Annotated in this window: 19 protein-coding genes; 14 read left to right on the plus strand and 5 right to left on the minus strand. The window is 36.0% G+C overall.

The genetic code is table 11. The annotated features are described in order from the left end of the window. The first annotated feature begins 108 nt into the window (after positions 1-108). The 3 genes from BUC25_RS16995 to BUC25_RS17005 all read left to right on the plus strand — a co-directional run bounded on the left by BUC25_RS16995 (position 109) and on the right by BUC25_RS17005 (position 2,696). Entirely contained in the window at positions 109-1,800 is a 1,692-nt protein-coding gene (locus BUC25_RS16995; RefSeq protein ID WP_139251853.1) for a recombinase family protein, read from the plus strand. Between the two features lie 27 nt (positions 1,801-1,827). After that, the gene (locus tag BUC25_RS17000; RefSeq protein ID WP_073203076.1) at positions 1,828-2,118 is read left to right on the plus strand and encodes a hypothetical protein; all 291 of its coding nucleotides are present in this window, start codon (positions 1,828-1,830) and stop codon (positions 2,116-2,118) included. A 263-nt stretch (positions 2,119-2,381) separates the two neighbouring features. Next, positions 2,382-2,696, plus strand: coding sequence for a hypothetical protein (locus BUC25_RS17005; protein WP_073203077.1), 315 nt, complete (start codon positions 2,382-2,384; stop codon positions 2,694-2,696). A 507-nt stretch (positions 2,697-3,203) separates the two neighbouring features. On the opposite strand, the gene BUC25_RS17010 is transcribed toward BUC25_RS17005, so the two are convergent. After that, complete coding sequence (locus BUC25_RS17010; RefSeq protein WP_073203078.1) at positions 3,204-3,431, minus strand: HTH-like domain-containing protein; 228 nt, start codon at positions 3,429-3,431, stop codon at positions 3,204-3,206. 197 nt (positions 3,432-3,628) lie between these two features. On the opposite strand from BUC25_RS17010, the gene BUC25_RS17015 reads away from it, so the two are divergent. From BUC25_RS17015 to BUC25_RS17025, 3 genes are all read left to right on the plus strand, one after another. Beyond that, positions 3,629-5,302, plus strand: a complete 1,674-nt coding sequence (locus BUC25_RS17015) for a DUF262 domain-containing protein (protein ID WP_073203079.1) — start codon at positions 3,629-3,631, stop codon at positions 5,300-5,302. Further along, entirely contained in the window at positions 5,299-7,287 is a 1,989-nt protein-coding gene (locus tag BUC25_RS17020; protein WP_073203080.1) for a DUF262 domain-containing protein, read from the plus strand. The genes BUC25_RS17015 and BUC25_RS17020 overlap by 4 nt, the downstream gene beginning before the upstream one ends. Before the next feature lie 525 nt (positions 7,288-7,812). Beyond that, positions 7,813-8,463 carry a hypothetical protein gene (locus BUC25_RS17025; RefSeq protein WP_073203081.1) on the plus strand — a complete coding sequence of 217 codons (651 nt, stop codon included), beginning with the start codon at positions 7,813-7,815 and terminating at the stop codon, positions 8,461-8,463. Between the two features lie 268 nt (positions 8,464-8,731). Here the strand turns inward: BUC25_RS17025 and BUC25_RS17030 are convergent, their stop codons facing one another. From BUC25_RS17030 to BUC25_RS17045, 4 genes are all read right to left on the minus strand, one after another. After that, the gene (locus BUC25_RS17030; protein ID WP_073203082.1) at positions 8,732-9,607 is read right to left on the minus strand and encodes a CPBP family intramembrane glutamic endopeptidase; all 876 of its coding nucleotides are present in this window, start codon (positions 9,605-9,607) and stop codon (positions 8,732-8,734) included. Between the two features lie 143 nt (positions 9,608-9,750). Then, positions 9,751-10,395, minus strand: coding sequence for a response regulator (locus BUC25_RS17035; RefSeq protein WP_073203083.1), 645 nt, complete (start codon positions 10,393-10,395; stop codon positions 9,751-9,753). After that, positions 10,382-11,560, minus strand: coding sequence for a sensor histidine kinase (locus BUC25_RS17040; protein WP_073203084.1), 1,179 nt, complete (start codon positions 11,558-11,560; stop codon positions 10,382-10,384). The genes BUC25_RS17035 and BUC25_RS17040 overlap by 14 nt, the downstream gene beginning before the upstream one ends. A 60-nt stretch (positions 11,561-11,620) precedes the next feature. Further along, a complete protein-coding gene (locus BUC25_RS17045; protein WP_139251854.1) occupies positions 11,621-11,941 on the minus strand; it encodes a winged helix-turn-helix transcriptional regulator in 321 nt (106 codons plus the stop codon). Between the two features lie 127 nt (positions 11,942-12,068). Between BUC25_RS17045 and BUC25_RS17050 the strand changes: the two genes are divergently transcribed. The 8 genes from BUC25_RS17050 (at position 12,069) to BUC25_RS17085 (ending at position 20,934) form a co-directional block, all read left to right on the plus strand. Next, positions 12,069-12,986 carry an NAD-dependent epimerase/dehydratase family protein gene (locus BUC25_RS17050; protein ID WP_073203115.1) on the plus strand — a complete coding sequence of 306 codons (918 nt, stop codon included), beginning with the start codon at positions 12,069-12,071 and terminating at the stop codon, positions 12,984-12,986. A 404-nt stretch (positions 12,987-13,390) separates the two neighbouring features. Next, the gene (locus tag BUC25_RS17055) at positions 13,391-14,518 is read left to right on the plus strand and encodes a DUF418 domain-containing protein (protein WP_073203116.1); all 1,128 of its coding nucleotides are present in this window, start codon (positions 13,391-13,393) and stop codon (positions 14,516-14,518) included. A gap of 18 nt (positions 14,519-14,536) precedes the next feature. After that, positions 14,537-15,649, plus strand: coding sequence for a sensor histidine kinase (locus tag BUC25_RS17060; protein WP_073203085.1), 1,113 nt, complete (start codon positions 14,537-14,539; stop codon positions 15,647-15,649). Beyond that, complete coding sequence (locus BUC25_RS17065) at positions 15,646-16,251, plus strand: response regulator transcription factor (protein WP_073203086.1); 606 nt, start codon at positions 15,646-15,648, stop codon at positions 16,249-16,251. The genes BUC25_RS17060 and BUC25_RS17065 overlap by 4 nt, the downstream gene beginning before the upstream one ends. 384 nt (positions 16,252-16,635) lie before the next feature. Further along, the gene (locus BUC25_RS17070) at positions 16,636-18,072 is read left to right on the plus strand and encodes an ABC transporter substrate-binding protein (RefSeq protein ID WP_073203087.1); all 1,437 of its coding nucleotides are present in this window, start codon (positions 16,636-16,638) and stop codon (positions 18,070-18,072) included. Between the two features lie 71 nt (positions 18,073-18,143). Then, positions 18,144-19,085: a carbohydrate ABC transporter permease gene (locus BUC25_RS17075; protein ID WP_073203088.1), complete on the plus strand. Its 942-nt coding sequence runs from the start codon at positions 18,144-18,146 to the stop codon at positions 19,083-19,085. Further along, entirely contained in the window at positions 19,082-19,897 is an 816-nt protein-coding gene (locus tag BUC25_RS17080; protein ID WP_073203089.1) for a carbohydrate ABC transporter permease, read from the plus strand. Before BUC25_RS17075 ends, BUC25_RS17080 begins: the two co-directional genes overlap by 4 nt. A 29-nt stretch (positions 19,898-19,926) precedes the next feature. Continuing rightward, a complete protein-coding gene (locus tag BUC25_RS17085; RefSeq protein ID WP_073203090.1) occupies positions 19,927-20,934 on the plus strand; it encodes a zinc-dependent alcohol dehydrogenase family protein in 1,008 nt (335 codons plus the stop codon). The last annotated feature ends 34 nt before the right edge of the window (positions 20,935-20,968 follow it).

Here is a 20,968-nt window from a genome sequence, read left to right on the forward strand (position 1 = left end):
TGGGAGAAAATAAAGATGAGTACCATGTACTGCTGGATATTTTATCAGAAATGATAATGAATAACTTGGCTCAAAGTAACACTAATCAGAGGGGAGGGAGTGATGACCATGTTGCCTAAAGAGTTAGATTTTACAACTTCAACTAGTTTTAATTCCAGCAATAATGAAGAGAGAACAAAACAAGTAGCTATTTATGCACGTGTTTCGACCACTGAACAAGCAGAAGAAGGATACAGCATTGATGAACAAACAAGAATTCTACGCAAATATTGTGAACATCAAGGTTATGAAGTTCATAAGGAATATGTTGATCGAGGGGTTAGCGGTAAGTCCGTTAAAGGGCGTGCCTCACTTCAACAATTATTAAGTGATGCTAATGAAAAACGATTTGATATTGTGTTAGTTTGGAAATCCAATCGACTTGCTAGAAATATCCTAGACATGTTACAGATAGTCGACTTTCTAAAACAACAGAACATAGCATTCCGCTCATACTCAGAGAAGTATGAAACAGAAACTCCCACAGGCAAATTGCAGTTTAATATGATGGCAGTTATTGCTGAATTTGAACGAGATAACATTGCTGAAAATGTTAAGATGGGCATGATTGCAAGAGCTAAGGAGGGGTCATGGAATGGTGGCAGGGTATTAGGCTATGATTCTATTAAAGTGCCAACAGACAACCATAAAAAGACGCTCACTAAATTAGTAGTTAACGAGAAAGAAGCATCAACGGTTCGTAGAATTTTTCAATTATACACGGAAGGTAATGGATACAAATCAATTACTAACACCTTAAATAAAGAAGGACATGTCACGAAAAAAGGTAATATGTTCTCCATTAGTGGTATTAAAACTATTCTCACTAATCCTGTATATGTAGGTTATATTCGTTACAATGTCCGGAGAGATTGGAGTGAAAAACGTCGCAATAATATCAATCCTGATCCAGTCATCGAAAAAGGTAAACATGATCCAATTATAGACGACACAACGTGGCAAAAGGTACAAAGTATTATGAGAACGAGAGCTAAGAGGCCAAATCGAGTCCATAGTGGGGAATTTCCACTAACGGGTATTATGAAATGTCCTGCATGTGGGGCTGGTATGGTTTTAGGTAGGACAACCAACCGAAAAAAGGATGGTACGAAGCGGGTATTGGAATACTATGTTTGTGGTGCATGGAAGAACAAGGGGACGGCCGCTTGTCGTTCAAATGGTATTCGCACTGCCTACGCTGATGAATATGTGTTTAATAAAATAGCTCAATTTGCCGCAGACGACCGTCTTATTCATGATTTAGTACAGAATGTTAATAGTAGCCATCGTAAAGTCACAGAGCCGCTTGAAAGGGAGTTTAGAGCTCTATCAGATTTAATGGCTGGAATACAATCGAAAAAGGAAAAGGCTTTAACACTTTTTGAAGAGAACATCATAAGTAAATCAGATCTAAAAGAGCGATTCCAAAAGCTTGATGAAGAAAAGGTGAGATTAGAAGATCGGATTCAAGCAATACAGCAACAATTAGGGCAGGATGGTAAACGAGAGATATCATACGAAATGGTGAAGGTGGTCATGAGTAATTTTGTTAATTCATTTAAAAATTCTATTACTGCTGAACAAAGAAAACAATTGTTGCATTTGTTGATTCGTACTATTTCGATTGGGGATGATAGAAAAATCGAAACTATTCAAATTCAATTTAATAACGACTTGTTAAGTCACTTTAAACAAGGAGAAGCAAAATCATCTGGAAATGATGATTTTGCTTCTCCTTTTTGTATTTATTTTAACTTGTAATTTAGTAATCAAAGGAGTGTTTTCAAAATGGATATTATGGGTGCGTTCAATCGATATATTAATACTTTTCATCCTGAAGTAAAATTAAAAAATTGGTTAGTAGATGCTGAGATATTGGATCAAAGTGACGCTGTTAATAGAGGGTTACATCGCATGATACCAAAGAATGCTAAAAAGATAAGATGTTTCACCTTCTTCTATATTGGTGGTGAAAAGAAGGTAATTTATTTTATGCAAGATGCAAGCCAAACGGGAGGTGCTTCTATTGGTTTAATGAAAGATGATGCTCTAGTCCATTTCGTTCGGATAAAGGCCTAAAATGGGATTATTTAAGGATTTTGGCTAGTTCCTGAAGCGTCAATGTTCCAAATCATGAAAGGAGGGATGTGATGACCTCTATTGAACGATTTAAGGCGGGAGTGACTTTTGGGATCTCAGTCTATTTTGCAGTTAAGGAAACATTTAAAAATAGTGTGTAAAGGTGGTATATGGACTTGCAAAGCTTTTTGATAGGAACGGTTATCGGAATATTAATCTGTTTTTTAGTAGGGCTTATTTAGGCTATGAATGGAGGTGTTAGAGTGAAAAAAATCAATAGGTTATCAGATTTAATGGAAATAAAGAAGCACTTTCAAGAAGAATTCGGTAGTTTTTTAGAAGCAGAATTTTTAAACCTTTATGATTATTCAAATAATGGTGAGTCGATAGAAGATTTTGTTCTGGATTCTTTTCAAACAATACTATTTTTCGAAAAAAAGGAAGAAATAGAAAAGATATTGGATAATCCGTTTGAATTAGAGTTTATAGAGGAAGTGAATTTGAATGGATTTACTATTTTGAGGGTTGGAATATTTAGGGAGCATAATGTGCAGTTATGCTATTTTATGAAATCTTAATTTCAGATTAACTCAGGGATAAATAAAGGGAGAACCTATTCTCAAATATCAGATTTTTGGTCACAGGGAGCAGAATAGTAAGCCTTGGCTAATTAAAGCCGAAGATTTGGAATACCAAGAATGTACCTTGTCAACCCGAAGAGATTGACCAAAAGTTAAAATGAAAACATAGTCGAAAAGCATGACCAATATGATGTATAGAAGATCAAGTATTAAAAGAATGAGGTTTCAGTGTGTAAGGAATTAAGCATTGTTAGAATGAATTTAGGGGATTATATAATAATCCCCTTTTCTATATCTAAAAGTACACTAAAGTAAGATACTGTATATCAATAATTGGAAATTGTTCAAATAGATATATTAAATATTAATATAGGTGGATATTATTTGCTCTTTCCATTTCCATAATTATCATACTATAAATGATTACGTCTGATTCTGTACAATAATAAAGAGAACTTCTTAACTACAGTCTTTTAATTATATATTCAAAACTGTATCTCATTATTAGATTTTAGAAGTGACATATTTTGAAAGGTTAATACCTTTTCTCACTTCTGTTTTATACGATTCTTTAATTCCAGATACTTTTACAATTTCAGCGGTACTATGTTTATTTTGCAGAATTATAGCTCCATATTTGATGCCAAATAGATGGATAAAGGTGGCTTTCTTGCTTTCAGGAGCAGTATCATACATCTTTCTTAAAATTCCTCCAAGCTCTGTTATAGACATATGGATCACCTCATCAAGAATTTTTTCAATACTATTATACATTATGTCTATAGCATTTAATAGATTTAATATAACTTTTAAATAGGTAATTTATCTTAGTCTATTAAATCTAGGTTGTAAGTCTCGATTTTATGTTAAAATAGAAAAAGAAGGAAATTTAATTAAGTTATACCAAATAGATTAGTTGGAGGGATTTTATGAACGATTTATTAGAACTTAAAACAATTGAGAACATAAAACAGTACAAGTTTTTAATTCCTTCTTATCAACGAGGTTACCGATGGACTGAAAAAGAAGTAATAGATTTGTTAGATGATATTTCTGATTTCAATCCTAAAGAAATCGATGAAAATGGTGAAAAAACATGGTATTGTTTGCAGCCAATTGTGGTTAAAAAAAGAGATGAATACTTTGAAGTAATAGATGGACAACAGCGATTAACAACCATCTATTTAATTCTATTTTATTTAAATCAACTTTTAGTAAAGAAACACAGAAAAAAAATATTTGAATTGAATTATGAAACTCGAAAAGGAATTCCTGATTTTTTGAGGGACTTAAATGAAGGTTTGGAAAATACGGATAATATAGATTTTTATTACATATCCCAAGCGTATAACGTTATTAGTAAATGGTTTGAACGTGATGATTTTAACCTCTTTGATTTTCAATCAAAATTTAACTTTAACACAAAAGTAATATGGTACGAAAGCTTTGAAGAAAATCCAATTGCTATATTTACAAGAATTAACATTGGAAAAATACCTTTAACTAATGCTGAACTTATAAAAGCTTTATTTCTAAATAGCTCTAATTTTGATCAAAAATATGATGATAAGGTTAGACTGAAGCAATTAGAAATTGCTGCTGAATGGGATAGAATTGAGCAGTATTTACAAGACGATATGTTGTGGTATTTTATCAATCAATCAAATATGAAAACGAACCGGATAGACTTTATTTTTGAGTTAATGAATACTGATAATAATCCAAAGGATAAGTACTCTACTTTTAGATTTTTTAGCAGAAAATTTATTTCTAAAGATGAGAAAACTATTGAATCAAACTGGTTAGAAGTAAAGAACTATTTTCAAAGGTTTGTTGAGTGGTTTAATGAAAGAGAATTATACCACAAAATTGGTTTTCTAATTGCAGAAGGTGAAGATATTAAGACGATAATTGAAGGTTCACAATCACGAACCAAAACTGAATTTAAAATCTTTTTGAATAACTTAATTAAGCAAAGGCTTAGCAATGTTAATATCAGTGAATTGCAGTGCGGTGAAGATAGCAAGAAAATTAAAGCCATTCTTTTACTCTATAATATTCAAACAATGCTAAACAATGACGTAGATAATTCAAGTTTTCCATTTCATCTTTATAAGGAGGAGAATTGGGATATCGAACATATAACTTCAATTAGGGATAAAATGCCTGAAAACCCCAAAGGTAGAGAGAATTGGTTAAATGATGCAGTTGAATTTATAGACGATAAAGATTTAAAGATTAAAGTTCAAAATTATATTCTCGATGATGAATTTAATGAAATATACAACGAGGTTATTTCGCATTTCAATCGTGATATCAAGGATGATGATATTAATGATTTATCTAATTTAGCTTTACTTGATTCTAGTACAAATCGTGGATATAAAAATGCTGTTTTTCCTGTAAAACGAATGACAATAATTCAAAAAGAGAAAATGGGGAAATTCATTCCTTTATGTACAAAAAATGCGTTTTTAAAATATTTTAGTGAATACCCTCCAAGGATGTCCTTTTGGACGCAAGAAGACCGCGAAAAATACTATTTAGATATAGAGTCAGTTTTAAAAGCGTACTTGCCAGAAGAAAGCGAGGTTAATAAATGAAGTTTTCAGAGGGAAGAGGCGAATTATATAGTTTTTACCAACTTATGAATGAATATGTTATAGAAATACCAATCATTCAGAGAGACTATGCTCAAGGTAGATTGGACAAAATTGAATTAAGAAACGAATTTCTTCAAGCCATAAAAAGTGCACTTTTTGAAAATAAACCTATAAACCTTGACTTTATTTATGGGAGTACAACAAACGGAATACTTCAACCACTTGATGGTCAACAACGATTGACTACTTTATTTTTGCTTCATTGGTATGCTGCAGTCAAAGATAAAACCTTAAATGAAAAAAATAAAGAAATATTATCAAAGTTCACCTATGAAACAAGGGCCTCTTCTAGAGAGTTTTGTCAAGCCTTAATAGACCAATCAATTCAAAATATTGATGAAAATACAACAATAAGTTTGTTAATTAAAGACTCAAACTGGTATTTTCTTTCTTGGAATCATGATCCTACAATTGATGGTATGTTGAGGACTATTGATCATATCCACACACTGTTTAATGATTTACCTGATTTATGGGAACTGCTGGTCTCAGATGAGAATATAATAAGTTTCTATCATATTGAATTGAAAAATTTTGGTCTAAGTGATGATTTGTATATAAAAATGAATGCGAGAGGAAAGGCTTTAACCTCTTTTGAGAATTTTAAAGCATCTTTTGAAAAACAAATAAGTGATAAGAAATGGGATGTTAATAAAGATTTTGAAGAGACCTTTTCATGTAAAGTGGATACGAAATGGACAGATCTATTTTGGAAACATAGGAGCCATAGAAATGGTATAGATGAAGCAATGATAAGATTTTTCTCTTCTATTGCTATGATAAGTTCCGCTATAGAAAAGACACCAAATAGGACGGAAACCATTAGATCGTTACAAAACGACCCAAGGGCAATTAGACCCGGCCATTTTTCAGGTCTAGGTTATAATTATTTGCATAGAGCACTTGATGTTTTCACCAAACTTTACGAAAACGACCACGAACTGAAAGTAGATGTCCCATACGGTTCTTACATTACCAATGGGGATATATTTAGAACCTTAGTATATAACACTGTGAATGCTAGTTATACTCAAAAGGTAATATTTTTTGCGCAAACAGAGTACATTTTAAGAAACCCAGAGATTGATCTTGTATTGTTTGAAGATTGGATGAGAGTTGTAAGAAACATTGTCAATAGAGGGGATATAGAAAGGTCTGGAAGTAAAGCTTCAATAGTCCGTAGTCCAGAATCTTTCGATGGTGCTATTAATTTAATTAACGAACTAGCTACTGGATGTAGTAACATATATGAATTTTTAGTTACTCATACTGTAACATCACAATTTGCTAAAAGTCAGATAGAAGAAGAACAATTAAAAGCAAGATTAATAGGCTATGGAAAGCATAATAAGAAAGCTATTGTCGAAGCTGAAAATATTGACTTTTTTAGTGGTAGAATAAGTTTATTATTTGAATGTATTGATTTTGATGGTAGGGACGATAGTTTTAATCTAGATAAATTTCTCGATGTCGCCAATGTTTTTAGGGTTTATATTGATAATGAAATTACAGATAAATTAAGACGAGCGCTTTTAACAATTTCTACAGATTCAGGTGATAATAACTATTATGATTATTGGTGGTCATGGTCATATGCAGTTGATGCAAATAAACGTTGCTTAATAACTAAAAAAAGTGAACTTGAGTATTATGTTTATGGTAACTATAAGAGTAGAGACGAGTACAAACAATATTTAATAAAACTAGTTCAGCAGCTAGTAGATTATAATTTGGATGAGATAATTGATATGTTTGAACCACCTGTAGAGATGCCAAATTGGAAAAAAAGATTAATAAAAGAGCCAAATTTACTTAGTACCTATTGTAAATCCAAGTATATTGCCATTCCAGAATCAGAGAAATGTTGCTACTTATTAAAAGGAGTCAGACCCAGAGATATAGACTCTTGCTTTAAAGTTCAATAGAGATAATAAACTCTCTACAAAGAAATAAATTGAAAGAGTAATAAGGAGAGCGGAAACATTAAGGAAGAAAGATAAATTTTAATTAAGTTAAACGGATTTTAAAAGAAGTTGGTTTGAACATAATTAATAATAAAGTAAAGATCACATAATTGTGGTCTTTATTACGTTCTATCCGCTTTAGGTAAAAAAACCTCATTTTGGTTGGTTACGGAGAACCGTATCATAAGTAAATGAGGTTTTTGTAAGCTATTAAAATTTTAATAATAAAGTCGGAGATAAGCAATTGTGAAATGATGGCTTATCTTTGTCTTTTTTCTGCTGTTATAGTAATAAATTAATTTGAGTTTTAGTACAGTAATCCATATATACGATATAAATATTTAGAAGAATCAAAGTAAATGATACCTATATACAGATTTTTGTAAATATTATCTAAATATAATCGAGTTTAATGATAAAATAACATTGGGTTGTAATTATTAGTTATGACTTTTTCGATTTAATACTTTAGGGGGGAAGAAGAAAATGAGTTTTATTGTTAATAAATTACTATTAATTGGATTGTTAGGGTTAGTGCTAGGTGCTTGTTCTGCAGCTACCGATACGGAAGAAAGCTCAGAGAATATAACAGAAGAGACCGTAGTAGAAACTGTAGAAGCAATCGAAGAATCTGAAGAAAGAAGTATTGTAGCCGATGAGATTACAACAACCTTCTATCCAGAAGTAACTAGATTAAGACATCTTACCGAAGAAGACCTTGAGTGGTACGATATAATTATGACAAGATTAAATGCTATCGATGATTTCTCAGGTGATCGGGAGACTGTATACGAGATAGCTGAAGAATACGGAGAAGATCCTGAAGAGCTGTGGTTTAATTGGTTAGAAATTGTTGACGCAAAAAGGTACGGTGATAATGGAAATTATGCTATTTTGTCAGAGGCTTATCATAAATTAACTACTGAAATAATTGAAAAGAACATCGTGGGAGCAAATATAGAAATAATTAGCGGTGGATCTAGATTTGACGATGTAAAATTAACCACATATGAACATCAAGAGGTATATGTAGATGGAGAAACTCACAATATTTCCTACATAATTGAACACAGAGATGATTTTAAAATTGCTGAAATAATTGAATTTAAAGTTAACGAGGAAAAGGTAGATTTATAGATGTATTATGTTTAGTTACATTCCTTGTAACTATTTTATCGCTGTTAAAGACCTCATTTAGACATCAATCGTGCGTAGAACCGTATCACAAGAAAAGGCGAAAACCCGCGGTGTTAGCCAATTTAGTGGAATTTCGCCCTTTATATTTTCTTATAAAGAAAAGACTGTTCGCCGATGTGAAGTCAAGTAAAGGGACAGCCATTTCCCTTTTTATAGTACTTTGAAAAATGCTTTACGCATTATTCCTTTGCTCGCGCATGTTTTTAGTTCAAATCTTTAGTAACGATGCCCGTTTCCTTGTAGCATAAATCAGCATAGGAATGGAAATAAGCAGGCTGACTATAATCGGAACAATGGAGGCCTCGAGTCCAAAATCTCCCCCTGTGAGAAGTGCAGATCCGTTTACTTTTACATTATACAGCCCGGCTGTTAAGTATCCAGAAACAGGAATGCCGACCATATCCTCAATTGCATTCCAGGCAAAATGCAGTCCTATGACAAACCACAGGTTCCGTCGCCATAAGAATGCAGCTCCCAGCAGAAGACCTGCTTCAATGGATATAGCGAAGGCACTCCATAGTGTTGCCCCTGGATTCCCAATATGGGCAACTCCAAAGAATAGTGAGGTCACAGCGAGTGCGGGCCAGGCTCCCACCAAATTTTGAATTGCTTGAAACATAAACCCACGAAAGATAAGCTCCTCAATGATGGCTGCGCTTAAAGCTGCTTCAATGGACATTATCAGAACAGCACTCGTATCTACGGAACTCGCCCATTGTAAGGAGTAACCCCCCATAGCAACAATAATTAGGATGGACACTACGATAAAGAGTGCCCCTGTTAGAAGCCCCATCCCAGTTTCAATGCCTGCGCGTTGTATTGATATCTCAGCAGTTGACCGGCGAGCCAGGTATTTCATTGTAAGTCTATAGACCATGATGACAATAAAGCATTTCGTAAGTGTAAGTAGAAGGGAAGTGATTCCCTCTGTTTGATCGGTTAGCTGCCGAAATAGTGAATCTACCAGAATAATACCGATAGCTCCCGTAATCATCCATACGATTGGATAACGCCAAAATGAACTCCATTTACTTAAATTTTCGCCATTCTGTTGTTTCTCGTTATATACATATCTATTTCTCATTTCTTACTTCAGCTCCTTTATATCACGTAAGTACGTTATAAGTGTAAGCTGAAAAAGTCATAGTTGGTAAGTGCGCTTTGGTCATATGACTATAAAAAAGCCAGTAACTAAAATAAGTTACCAGCATCTTAGCTATTGGCCTTTTATTGATCCATGATTCCCGAATCTCGGGCCTTACGGGTCGCCTCTCGCCTTCCACTCACATTCAGCTTCGAATAAATCGTTGAAATGTAATTTTTAACTGTTCCTACACTAAGAAACAACGCCTCAGCGATGTCTTGATTGCGCATGCCTGAAGCTAGCTTATGCAGTACTTCAATTTCGCGGGAGCTGAGCCCGTATACATTACTTTTCGGTGCGGAGGTTTGGTTCATACTTTTGATCATTTTCGTTGCCATCTCCTGCGTAATTAAAGTCCCTCCCGCATGAACCACCCTTATGCCCGCAGCCAGTTCCTTGGGATGAATGGCTTTGAGCAAATACCCCTCTGCTCCATGGCTTAATGCTGTCAGCACATATTCTACTTCCTGGTATGAGGTCAGTATGATAACTTTAGTTACAGGTAGCCGCTCTTTAATCAGTGCCGTTGCCGCAACGCCGTCCATGACCGGCATATTGATATCCATCAGCACAATATCTGGCTGAAACTGCTCACAGCCTTTGATTGCTTCTTCCCCATTTTTGGCTAAGCCAACAATTTCAAAATCTTCTTCCATGGACAGTATGATACTGAGACTCTCCAAAATTAATTCCTGATCATCGGCAAGCAGTATTTTAATCTTTTCCATGCAATACCATCATTCCTTTCAGAGGGATTTCACACCTGACTTCGGTAAATGTGGCTGTTCCTACCTCAGATGATACAAACAGATTACCTCCCAACTCCTCGACCCGTTGTTTCATAGTAGTCAATCCGAAGCCATATTCCAGCTTGTCAAAAGGTTTTCCATTATTTTGAATGAACAATTGCACATTGGACTCGGAAAACCAAAGCTCCAGACGCAGTTGAGACGCTTTTCCATGTTTCAGTGCATTCGTAAAAGACTCTTGGATGACCCGAAGGATCGTTTGCCGCACCTCAAAGAGCAACGGCGGTTCCTTCCCTAGCAGATTCAAGACCACGTCAGTTCCTGTGTGCTCTCGAAAACTGACCACAAGTTCCTCGACTTGTTGTATAAGATTTGATTCTTCTTCTTCGCTTATCTCGTGGACAATGCTTCTCATTTCGTTGAGATTATTTTCAGCTAACGCTCTTAAACGAATTAAGCGATCTTTGACCTCGGCAGTGTTGTTATCCAAAAGAGCAATGGAAACATCAAGGCTCATAATAAGTGAGATAAAAGAATGCCCCAGCGTATCGTGAAGCTCCTTGGACATGCGGTTGCGCTCTTTAAGCAAAGTCATCTTCTCAATCTCAGCGGCGTAGTGAGTTAACAGCTTATTTTGCTGCTCAACTTCAGCCACTAGCTCATTTTTCTGATAATACGCATTGGCTACGGAGCTTGCCCATATGCCGATAAAGCAGAATAAAAGGTTATCTGCTCCGATACCAAGGGTTTGTTTCAAGGATAATCCTAAATGAGACTGAAAGGTAAAAGGAATCAAAGCAACGATGGGAATGATCCAGAGCGTATGTCTAGTCCATAAGAAACCCATTGTAAGACTCGGCAACAAGTAGTCTGCTTTGGAAGCCAGATCTGGATGGAAGACAGTATTCACATAATAAGAGCCGCCTAGCAATAGCTCCAATATGCAAAACCAGGCCTTGTTCTTCCGCCGCCCTGGAAACCAGAATATCATAGGAACGATAAACGCTGCCATCAACCAAATGAAGTTTAACCATGTACTGTTTGAAGGCTCACCTTCTGTAAAAAACCGGGACAACAACAAAAAATAATGGTATGAACGAAGAGCAAATATGCCCCAATCCATAAAAGATAGTATTTTTTTCATATCAGCCACTTTTCCAATAAAATAAATAAATTAGTGCTAGTTAATCGTATGTAATTGTAACTATCTTACATTCCAAGTATTTCCCCATTCTTTCATAGCTTCAAAGATTGGCAGAAGGGATCGCCCCTTTTCTGTAAATGAATACTCCACATGAGGGGGTATTTCTGAATAAATAGTGCGATTTATAATGCCTTCTTCCTCTAACTCTTTTAACCTTAGCGAAAGTGTCCTTGGACTAATCCCTCTTAGAGATCTTTGTAACTCCCCGAAACGCTTCGTTCCTTGTAAAATATCCCTAAGAATTAAGAATGTCCACTTGCCTCCTATTACATCCATCGTCTTTTCAATAGGACAGTTCTGATAATCTGGTTCAAGCATCATCTTTTATCCCTCCTACTATATTTTTGTATAGTAACTTCACTTAAATTCCGTACTATTATTTCTGTTGCACTTCATTTAGTATAGCAATACAGGGTGGTTAAGTAAAATAATGGAAGGGATGATTAAAATGAAAGTTATTGTCTTTGGAGGAACTGGATTTATTGGCAGTCATGTCGTTGAACAACTACAATTAGCTGGGCATCACGTAACGACAGCAGTTCGTACTACAAGCAATACAACTTTTTTAAAAAGCTTAGGGGTTAATATCGTTAGGATAGACTTTTCAGATCCCGGAGCAATTGGTAAAGCAATGGATGGGAAGGATGTAGTTTATAATTGTACGGCAGATCCAAATCAGAATATGCCAAGCGATTTAGATGCTCCAGTAGAAATTAAATTAACTAAAACACTTATTGAAACAGCAGCTTTGCATGGTGTTTCCAGGTTTATTCAGTTAAGTACAATTGTAATTTATGATCTTAAAAGTAATGAACCCATAGATGAATCTTACATTTCCCAACCGGAGTATCCAATACAAAAAGTAGCTATGGAAAGGGAAAGAATAGTTAAAGAAATTGGAAAAAATGCTGGGATTGAGACCATCATTTTACGTCCGGCAAGCACCATTGGAGCGAGGGATACGAAATCTTTTTTTTCAGGACTTTTTACAGCTCATACTCATGATCAATTTCCTATTGTAGGAGAAGGTGATCGGAAAGTTTCTTTAATAGATACAAGAGATATTGGAAGAGCGATGGAGTTTTTAGGAGTTTACAATAAACCAAAGGATGATAAAGGCGTTTATTTAGTTAAAGGATTTGATGTTACCTGGTATGAACTAAAGAAGGAAATGGACCGAATAACTGGAAGAAACGCTATAGTTAATCCAATATCAACATCTGAGCAGACATTTATGATAAAGAATTTTTCAGTAAATAGAATTTGGAACGATAACAAATTAAGAAAGTTAGGTTTTCAAACAAGGTATTCCTTATCTGACGCAGTAGGGACTTCGGTTCATGATTTACTTAATAGAGCAGAATAAATAAATTATTTGATCCTCTTCTAACCCTGAAAATGATCAAATTAATCAAGCTATAAGGGAGAGCTTTTATAGCCTCCTTTTATACTTTTTCCAATTATAGTCAAGAACTTTTGAACAATAAAAGGTCAGGCTCTATTACGCTACTATGTTAGTTAATTAGAATCTGACCTTCTTTTAAGTATAGGATCTTAAATAATTATCAAAGTTTTCAACCGGTCGCTCATACAAGGGTGACCGTGTGCACATTGAGGCTGTGGAAAGCTAGACAGGCTGCTACAGAAATCGTTAATGATTTTGATTATATATGACACGTGTCATAGGGTTCCTCTTACAGGTGTGAATTTTCCTCGTTGCTTTTGTTGGATAAGATTAATTTATAAATAAAGAAGGAAAGTGTGAGAGGAATGAAAGAGAGAATTAGACTGCTTGACATATTGAGAGGAATCGCTGTATTAGGTACGTTGGGAACAAATATATGGATATTCGCGCATTTGGGTGATCTGTCTTTTATCACCACGTATGAGTACTCTGACTGGTGGAAAACTGAAGATCTCATGAGAATGTTCGTTTTATTTTTGGTAAACGGTAAACTTCTCGGATTGCTTACGATCATGTTTGGTGTGGGAATGGAATTGAAATACCAGCAGATGGTACGGAAGAACAAAGCATGGCCAGGTGTGTACAAATGGACGGCGATCTTTCTGATTGCGGAGGGTTTTCTCCATTATGTCCTTGTGATGGAATATGACATATTAATGAGTTATGGTGTGACAGCTCTTCTCGTCGCATATATCCTGAAACGGGGCGACCGTTTTATCTCCAGAATTATGAAGCTGATTGGGGGATTTCAACTGGGAGTGATCTTGCTAATAACGATTGCCAGTCTTTTTGGTGGAAATGTGTCACTCGGAAGTTTTGATGATGTAGTGGCATTATACCAGAACGGCAGCTGGCTTGATCAGGTAGAATATCGACTCTCCAGCTTTTTGCTGCTGAGAATGGAAGCTATATTAATTATCCCAATGAATATTTTCCTGTTTTTATTAGGTGTTCGTGTGATGAGGGCAGGGGTATTTTCACCAGATGAGAATGGCAGAAAACAGCGGAGTAATCTGTTTAAAATTGGAATCTATTTCGGTCTGCCGCTGAATTTATTAATTTTTATACCTGGGGGAGCATTTGATCTGCCGGTTCGATATTTGTTTGCGCCAATATTGTCACTTGGGTATATTGGTTTAATAGGAAAAATGATAGAATATAAGAAATGGGACTGGTTATGGCAGAGACTGGAACAAGCAGGGCGCATGTCGCTAAGTTGTTATGTGATACAAAATGTGATTGCTTCTGTTATTTTCTACGGGTGGGGTTTTGCTTTAGGTGGTAAGGTTGATTCACTGACGATTATCCTCACCTGGACAATGATCTCCTTATCTCAACTAATATTGGCATCCGTCTGGAGCCATAAGTTTCAGCAGGGTCCAATGGAAATTATTCGACAGCGGACAATCCGATTACTTTCCCAGAATAACTAAAAATGGAGAATGTCAGTTATGATGAAAAAGATATATCCAAGTGATCAGATAAACCATTATTTACTTATTGATGCCATTTCTATTGTTTTCTTATTCTTCCTTATCCTACGCGAGGAAACCATATTTGGTTTGTTTGGTAATTTACTGTTACTAGCGGTTTTCTTGCTATCTTTTTATATCGGGATCTGGCACCGGGATTGGCGATTATTAGCCGCGTCTTTGTCAGGCTTGTTTGTTTTAACATTATTCGGTGTTTTTGTCAGTTCTTCTATTTTACTATTTGGTTTTATTTTCGCAGATTTAATAGGCAGATCCAGGTCAAAATGGCATATCGGATATGGAATAGCAGCAATCGCCATTATGTTCGCCATTGTGTATTGGCAAAGTTCAGATAGTCAGGATAATTACTTCCTCTTGCCTGTTATGATTTTGCAGTTAGTTTTCCCAATACTAATACATATTAAGGAAAAATCAAACCGTTTGCAGGGGGAATTGGATGCAGCAAATGCCGAAATAGAAAAGTACATCCAGGAAGAAGAAAGACAACGAATAGCTAGAGATATCCATGATACACTTGGCCAGACGCTAACAATGATTAAACTGAAAAGTGAATTAACTACGCGGTTGATCGATAAAGATGTACCAAGAGCAAGAGAGGAATTAACTGATATCCTCATAACATCAAGAAGTGCCTTGAAACAAGTAAGAGAATTAGTTTCAGATATGAAATTTATTTCATTACAGAGTGAATTAGACAGTGCGGAGAAATTAATACAATCTGTCGGAATGAAGTATAAATTACATATTGGGGAGCTCCCACTTTTATCAAGTGTTGCGGAGACGATGACAGCTCTTTCTATCAGGGAAAGTGTCACAAATGTAATTAGACATAGTAGGGCAAGATGCTGCATGATCACAAGCGAAGTGATAGGCAGCAGCCTTGTTATCCGGATTTATGATGATGGCATTGGTCTAAATGATTCGGGGAGCGGCAATGGTATCCAATCTATTAAGGAGCGGATGCAATTAATAAAAGGAACAGCAGCCATTTCCAATGCATCTCCTTGTGGCACAGAAGTAGAATTGAATATCCCATACTATGGGGAAGAAAAGGAGAACCGTATCCAATGATTCGTGTCATGATTGCAGAAGATCAGCATATGCTGAGGGGCGCCTTAAGCTCTTTAATTGAACTGGAAACAGATATGGAAGTACTTGCAGAAGTATCTGATGGTGATAAAGCATGGGAAGTCATCGAGAAGGAAAAACCTGATGTTTGCATACTAGATATTGAGATTCCTGTTGTAAGTGGTCTTGAATTGGCTGAAAAAATAAGAGCGACAGAGCAATCATGTAAAGTTTTGATGGTGACCACTTTTGCGCGGCCGGGATATTTGCAAAAGGCAATAGATCTCGAAGTGGAGGGCTATCTGCTGAAGGATGAACCAATTGATTATCTGATCGATGCGATTCGAAAAGTGATAAACGGTGAACGGGTGATTAGTACAGACCTTGCTGCAACACTTTTTATGAAAGAAACGAATCCAATGACGGAACGGGAAACGGAAGTGCTTCGCCTCGTAAAAGAGGGGTTAACGACAAATCAAATATGCGATAGATTATTTTTAACAAAAGGCACTGTGCGTAACTATCTGTCAGCAGTCATTCAGAAGTTATATGCAGAATCAAGGCAACAGGCTGTTAAGATAGCTTCAGAAAAAGGATGGATATAGTCCTTTAAAGTGGCTGATGTCTCAGCTAAATACTAAACTTGAAATAAAGACTCGACAAGAACAGTGGAATGAATCAGAATTTATTTCAACAGTTAACAATGATAAAAAACAAAAATTAAAGTTGAGTGAAAAATCAAGGTAAAATCCTTGATTTTTTTTTCATTTTAAAGTGTCGATAGTTGATAACATATAGACCCAAAAACGAGTTAAATTTTCGCTTTTAACCCTAATAAACAAAGATTATGAACTTGTTATAAAGGAAGTGATTTAAATTTTGTCATCACTTAATTGTGACAAATTTATGACAAGTCGCATGCCAAAGGTAATAGATAATTTGCTATGATTTAAATTGTAAGCGCGCTCAAAAATTAAGGAGGGAAATTGATGAAGAAAATTTGGGGTCTATTATTTGTCATGATTATAATGTCAACATTGATTTTAGCAGGATGTAATACGAGTTCACCTAATAATGCAACAGAGGGACCTTTAGGTGGTACTGGTACGGAAGAAACGAGTGGCGAAACCGATGCCAACTCGGAAACTGAGTCTGACGGTGATACCACACTTACTATTGCAACAGTAAATAATCCAGATATGAAAATTATGCAGAAAATGACAAAGGAATATTTTGAAAAGGATACTGGAATTAATGTAGAATTTGTTGTTTTACCTGAAAATGACCTTCGTAAAAAGGTAACAGAAGATGTGGCACTTGGAGCAGGACTATTTGATATTGTCACAATAAGTACTTACGATACACCAATTTGGGCAGAAAATGGCTGGATTGAACCATTAAGTCCGATGTTCGAAGAGTTAGATGCTGAGGAATTAGAGGCATATGACATGGAAGATGTGTTTCAAGTACTAAGAGATGCACTTTCGTATGAAGATACTCAATACGCATTACCGTTCTATGGTGAAAGTAGTATGCTTTACTACAATAAAACAATTTTTGAAGAGCTTGGACTGGAAATGCCATTAGAACCTACATGGGAAGAAGTTGGAGAGCTAGCTAGAACGATCAAGGAGGAAACTGGAAAGCCTGGTATTACGTTAAGAGGTTTACCTGGTTGGGGTGAAGTAATGGCACCTTTAACAACGGTTATAAATGCATACGGAGGATCTTGGTATGACATGGAGTGGAATGCACAATTAAACAGTGAAAACACGGTAGAGGCCGTTCAATTTTATGCTGACCTAATTCAAGATGCCGGACAGCCTGGAGCAATTAATACAGGATTTACAGAAGCGCTAACATTAATGTCTACAGGAGAAACTGCGATGTGGTACGATGCGACTGTTGCAGCAGGCTTCTTAAACAACCCTGATGACTCTCAAGTTGTAGGTGACATTGGATATGCCTTTGCACCTAAAATGGAAAAAGAAAATACAGGATGGCTTTATGCATGGTCACTTGCAATAGAATCTGCGAGTAAAAACAAGGATGCTGCCTTTGAATTTATCAATTGGGCAACAAGTAAAGAATATATTGAATTAGTTGGTGAAAATGAAGGCTGGGTTGTTGCTCCATCAGGAACACGGACATCAACCTATGAAAATCCAAACTATCAAGAAGCAGCACCATTTGCTGAAATGGTATTAGACGCTATTGAACGAGTAGATTACGAACAGCCAACAGTTGATCCAGTTCCATACGAAGGGGTTCAGTATGTTGTGATTCCTGAATTCCAAGAACTAGGGACAGAAGTAAGCCAGCATATCGCATCTGCAATTGCGGGAGATGTCACGGTAGAAGAAGCAATGAATGAAGCCCAGAAGCTAGCAGAAGCAGTGGCAGAGGAAGGCGGATATAAAGAGTAGGACAGTATAGCAGAAGAGGATTGGAGGATCCTCTTCTTACTATTCTAAATGTAAGCTGAGGAGAGTGAATCATGAATCAAAATGAGGCTGTTCAACAAAATTCAAAACCAAGAAGGGTATCCAAAAAGAAAGGAAAAGCCCTTAATAACCCTCCAGTGAAAAGGTTATTACTACCGACTGTCGTCTACCTTATCATTGCAACTCAAATTCCGTTTATTGTTACCATTTATTACAGCTTTCAAGAATGGAACCTAATGAGGCCTGATAAAGGAGTCACCTTTACTTGGTTTACAAATTTCATTAAAGCGTTAAGTGCACCTTCTTTTTATGAAGTTGCAATGAACACGTTAATTTTAACGACATCGGTACTAATGATTTGTTTTGTATGCGGCTTATTATTAGCGTTATTAATGAATCGGAACTTCGTGGGCAAGGGAATTGTCAGAACCATGTTTATATCCCCTTTTTTCGTGATGCCTACCGTTTCAGGTATTATTTGGAAGACAATGGTCTATAACCCAAGCTTTGGATTTTCCGCTTATTTTGCTAATGTTTTTGGAGTAGCACCATATGATTGGTTCACGCAAAATCCTTTGCTGGCAGTTATTTTCATTATTTCATGGATGTGGATTCCGTTTTTTATGCTGATACTTCTTGCAGGTCTACAGTCATTACCAATGGAATTAATCGAAGCGGCACAATTAGATGGAGCCAATCGTTTGCAACAATTTTTCAATGTAACGATTCCACATCTTGTACGATATATCGAAGTAGTAGTTTTACTTGGGTTAATGTTTATCCTGCAAGTATTTGGTGAAATTTATGTAACGACTTCCGGTGGTCCAGGCTTTGCATCTACCAACCTTTCCTTCTTAGTGTATCGAACCGGATTCCAAAGCTGGGATGTTGGTGGAGCATCAGCAATTGGAGTAATTACCGTTATTTTAACTATCGTTATGATGTTGTTAATGTTTAAAGTATTACGACGGATGTTTAAGGAGGAACAAGCATGAAAAAACTTACGTCAGGTGGATTGACTTTTCTTACCTATCTCTTAGCGTTCTTGTTCTTCTTCCCTATTTTATGGGTACTCATCACAGGGTTTAAAAGTGAAGGAGAAGCCGTCATTATACCACCAACGATTGCTTTTAAACCGACATTGGAAAACTATCAGGTGATTTTTGATTTAGGTGTAGTTGGATATTTCTTAAACTCGGTCACTGCTACTTTGGTATCCACATTGATTGCTTTATTAATTGGTGTGCCAGCAGCATATGCCCTGACCATGTATCGTGTAAAAAGGAGAGACGATATTTTGTTTTGGATTATATCTACACGCTTTTTGCCTATAGCGGGTGTTATTATCCCACTATATCTCATTTTTAAAAATTTGAATTTATTAGATTCGCTGACAGGTTTAATCATTCTATATGCTGGGATGAATATTCCTTTAATAATCTGGATGATGCGTTCTTTCTTTAATGATGTATCATTTGAAATTATCGAAGCAGCTCAAATTGATGGTGCGACAGGAATTCAAAGTTTCTTTCAGATTGTTTTACCATTAGTTAGACCAGGTCTTGTTTCCACTGCGCTATTATCCATGGTATTTGCATGGAATGAGTTTTTCTTCGCAGTTACATTGAGCTACCATAAAGCAGCTACATTGCCTGTATATATGGCATCTTTTATGACACAAGAAGGATTATTCTGGGCAAGTATGTCAGCAGCAGCTACGATAGCAATACTACCTGTTTTAATTTTAGGGTGGTTTACACAGAAACAGCTTGTTCGAGGGTTAACGATGGGTGCGGTAAAAGGATAAGCATTAACATAAAAATGGAGGTAATCGCTATGAAAGCATTAGTTATTGAAAAACCAAATCAAGCCGTCATTAAGGAGGTTCCATATCCTAAACCAGGTCCAAATGATGTGACCATCCGTGTGAAAAACATCGGGATTTGCGGCACAGATATCCATATATTTTTAGGTGAGTTTATTTCACCATATCCTATTATTCCGGGGCATGAGTTCTCAGGTGTAGTGGAAGAAGTGGGAGAAAATGTAACAGAATATCAAGTGGGTGATCGGGTAACTGCAGATCCTTCCTTATTTTGTGGCCATTGTGAATTTTGTTTAACGAATAGAGGTAATCAGTGTGAGAACTGGGGGGCACTTGGGAACACAGTTGATGGTAGTATGGCGGAATTTGTAAAGGTTCCAAGTAGCAATGTCGTCAAAATTCCAGATACAATGAATTTTCCAGAAGCTGCCTTTATTGAACCAATGGCTTGTGTTGTGCATGGTATGAATCGATTACAGCTTCAAGTCGGTGATCGGGTGTTACTGTTTGGTGCAGGTGCTATGGGGCAACAACTTATTCAATCCGTAAAAATGGCCGGCGCATCGGAGTTAGTAGTGGTTGATATTTCCCAAGATAAACTTGACATGGCTTTAAAATGGGGAGCTACCAAGGTGGTTACAAGTGATAATGTAAGTGACGAATTATCCGATGAGCATTATCCAAATGGATTTGATGTCGTCATTGATGCTACCGGTATTCCTAAAGTAATTGAACAAGCATTCGGATTCTTGGGCAAAACGGCAAAATACTTGCAATTCGGGGTGACACCAATAGGATCCACCGTTCCACTAGACCCTTTTCGTTTATATAATAAAGATTGGACATTAATTGGTTCAATGGCTATTAATCATACCTTTTATCCAGCTTTTCATTGGGTTAAGGAAGGCCGGATACAATTAAACCATTTAATCTCAAAGGAAATTTCTTTAGAAGAAACAATCGATTATTTGAAAGGTCCAAGAGATCCGAACAATCTTAAAGTTCAAATCAAAATATAATATAAAGACTTGTATATATGAAAAGCCACAATAT

Source organism: Gracilibacillus kekensis (assembly GCF_900143085.1).
In the GTDB taxonomy this organism is placed as follows: domain Bacteria; phylum Bacillota; class Bacilli; order Bacillales; family Amphibacillaceae; genus Gracilibacillus; species Gracilibacillus kekensis.

What these genes read in the sequence shown, in the direction of transcription:
- BUC25_RS17050 (WP_073203115.1), top strand. Translation starts at nt 12,069, where the DNA reads ATGAAAGTTATTGTCTTTGGAGGAACTGGATTTATTGGCAGTCATGTC.
- BUC25_RS17015 (WP_073203079.1), top strand. Translation starts at nt 3,629, where the DNA reads ATGAACGATTTATTAGAACTTAAAACAATTGAGAACATAAAACAGTAC.
- BUC25_RS16995 (WP_139251853.1), top strand. Translation starts at nt 109, where the DNA reads ATGTTGCCTAAAGAGTTAGATTTTACAACTTCAACTAGTTTTAATTCC.
- BUC25_RS17025 (WP_073203081.1), top strand. Translation starts at nt 7,813, where the DNA reads ATGAGTTTTATTGTTAATAAATTACTATTAATTGGATTGTTAGGGTTA.
- BUC25_RS17070 (WP_073203087.1), top strand. Translation starts at nt 16,636, where the DNA reads ATGAAGAAAATTTGGGGTCTATTATTTGTCATGATTATAATGTCAACA.
- BUC25_RS17040 (WP_073203084.1), bottom strand. Translation starts at nt 11,560, where the DNA reads ATGAAAAAAATACTATCTTTTATGGATTGGGGCATATTTGCTCTTCGT.
- BUC25_RS17055 (WP_073203116.1), top strand. Translation starts at nt 13,391, where the DNA reads ATGAAAGAGAGAATTAGACTGCTTGACATATTGAGAGGAATCGCTGTA.
- BUC25_RS17080 (WP_073203089.1), top strand. Translation starts at nt 19,082, where the DNA reads ATGAAAAAACTTACGTCAGGTGGATTGACTTTTCTTACCTATCTCTTA.
- BUC25_RS17075 (WP_073203088.1), top strand. Translation starts at nt 18,144, where the DNA reads ATGAATCAAAATGAGGCTGTTCAACAAAATTCAAAACCAAGAAGGGTA.
- BUC25_RS17010 (WP_073203078.1), bottom strand. Translation starts at nt 3,431, where the DNA reads ATGTCTATAACAGAGCTTGGAGGAATTTTAAGAAAGATGTATGATACT.
- BUC25_RS17020 (WP_073203080.1), top strand. Translation starts at nt 5,299, where the DNA reads ATGAAGTTTTCAGAGGGAAGAGGCGAATTATATAGTTTTTACCAACTT.
- BUC25_RS17085 (WP_073203090.1), top strand. Translation starts at nt 19,927, where the DNA reads ATGAAAGCATTAGTTATTGAAAAACCAAATCAAGCCGTCATTAAGGAG.
- BUC25_RS17035 (WP_073203083.1), bottom strand. Translation starts at nt 10,395, where the DNA reads ATGGAAAAGATTAAAATACTGCTTGCCGATGATCAGGAATTAATTTTG.
- BUC25_RS17065 (WP_073203086.1), top strand. Translation starts at nt 15,646, where the DNA reads ATGATTCGTGTCATGATTGCAGAAGATCAGCATATGCTGAGGGGCGCC.
- BUC25_RS17030 (WP_073203082.1), bottom strand. Translation starts at nt 9,607, where the DNA reads ATGAGAAATAGATATGTATATAACGAGAAACAACAGAATGGCGAAAAT.
- BUC25_RS17000 (WP_073203076.1), top strand. Translation starts at nt 1,828, where the DNA reads ATGGATATTATGGGTGCGTTCAATCGATATATTAATACTTTTCATCCT.
- BUC25_RS17060 (WP_073203085.1), top strand. Translation starts at nt 14,537, where the DNA reads ATGATGAAAAAGATATATCCAAGTGATCAGATAAACCATTATTTACTT.
- BUC25_RS17045 (WP_139251854.1), bottom strand. Translation starts at nt 11,941, where the DNA reads ATGATGCTTGAACCAGATTATCAGAACTGTCCTATTGAAAAGACGATG.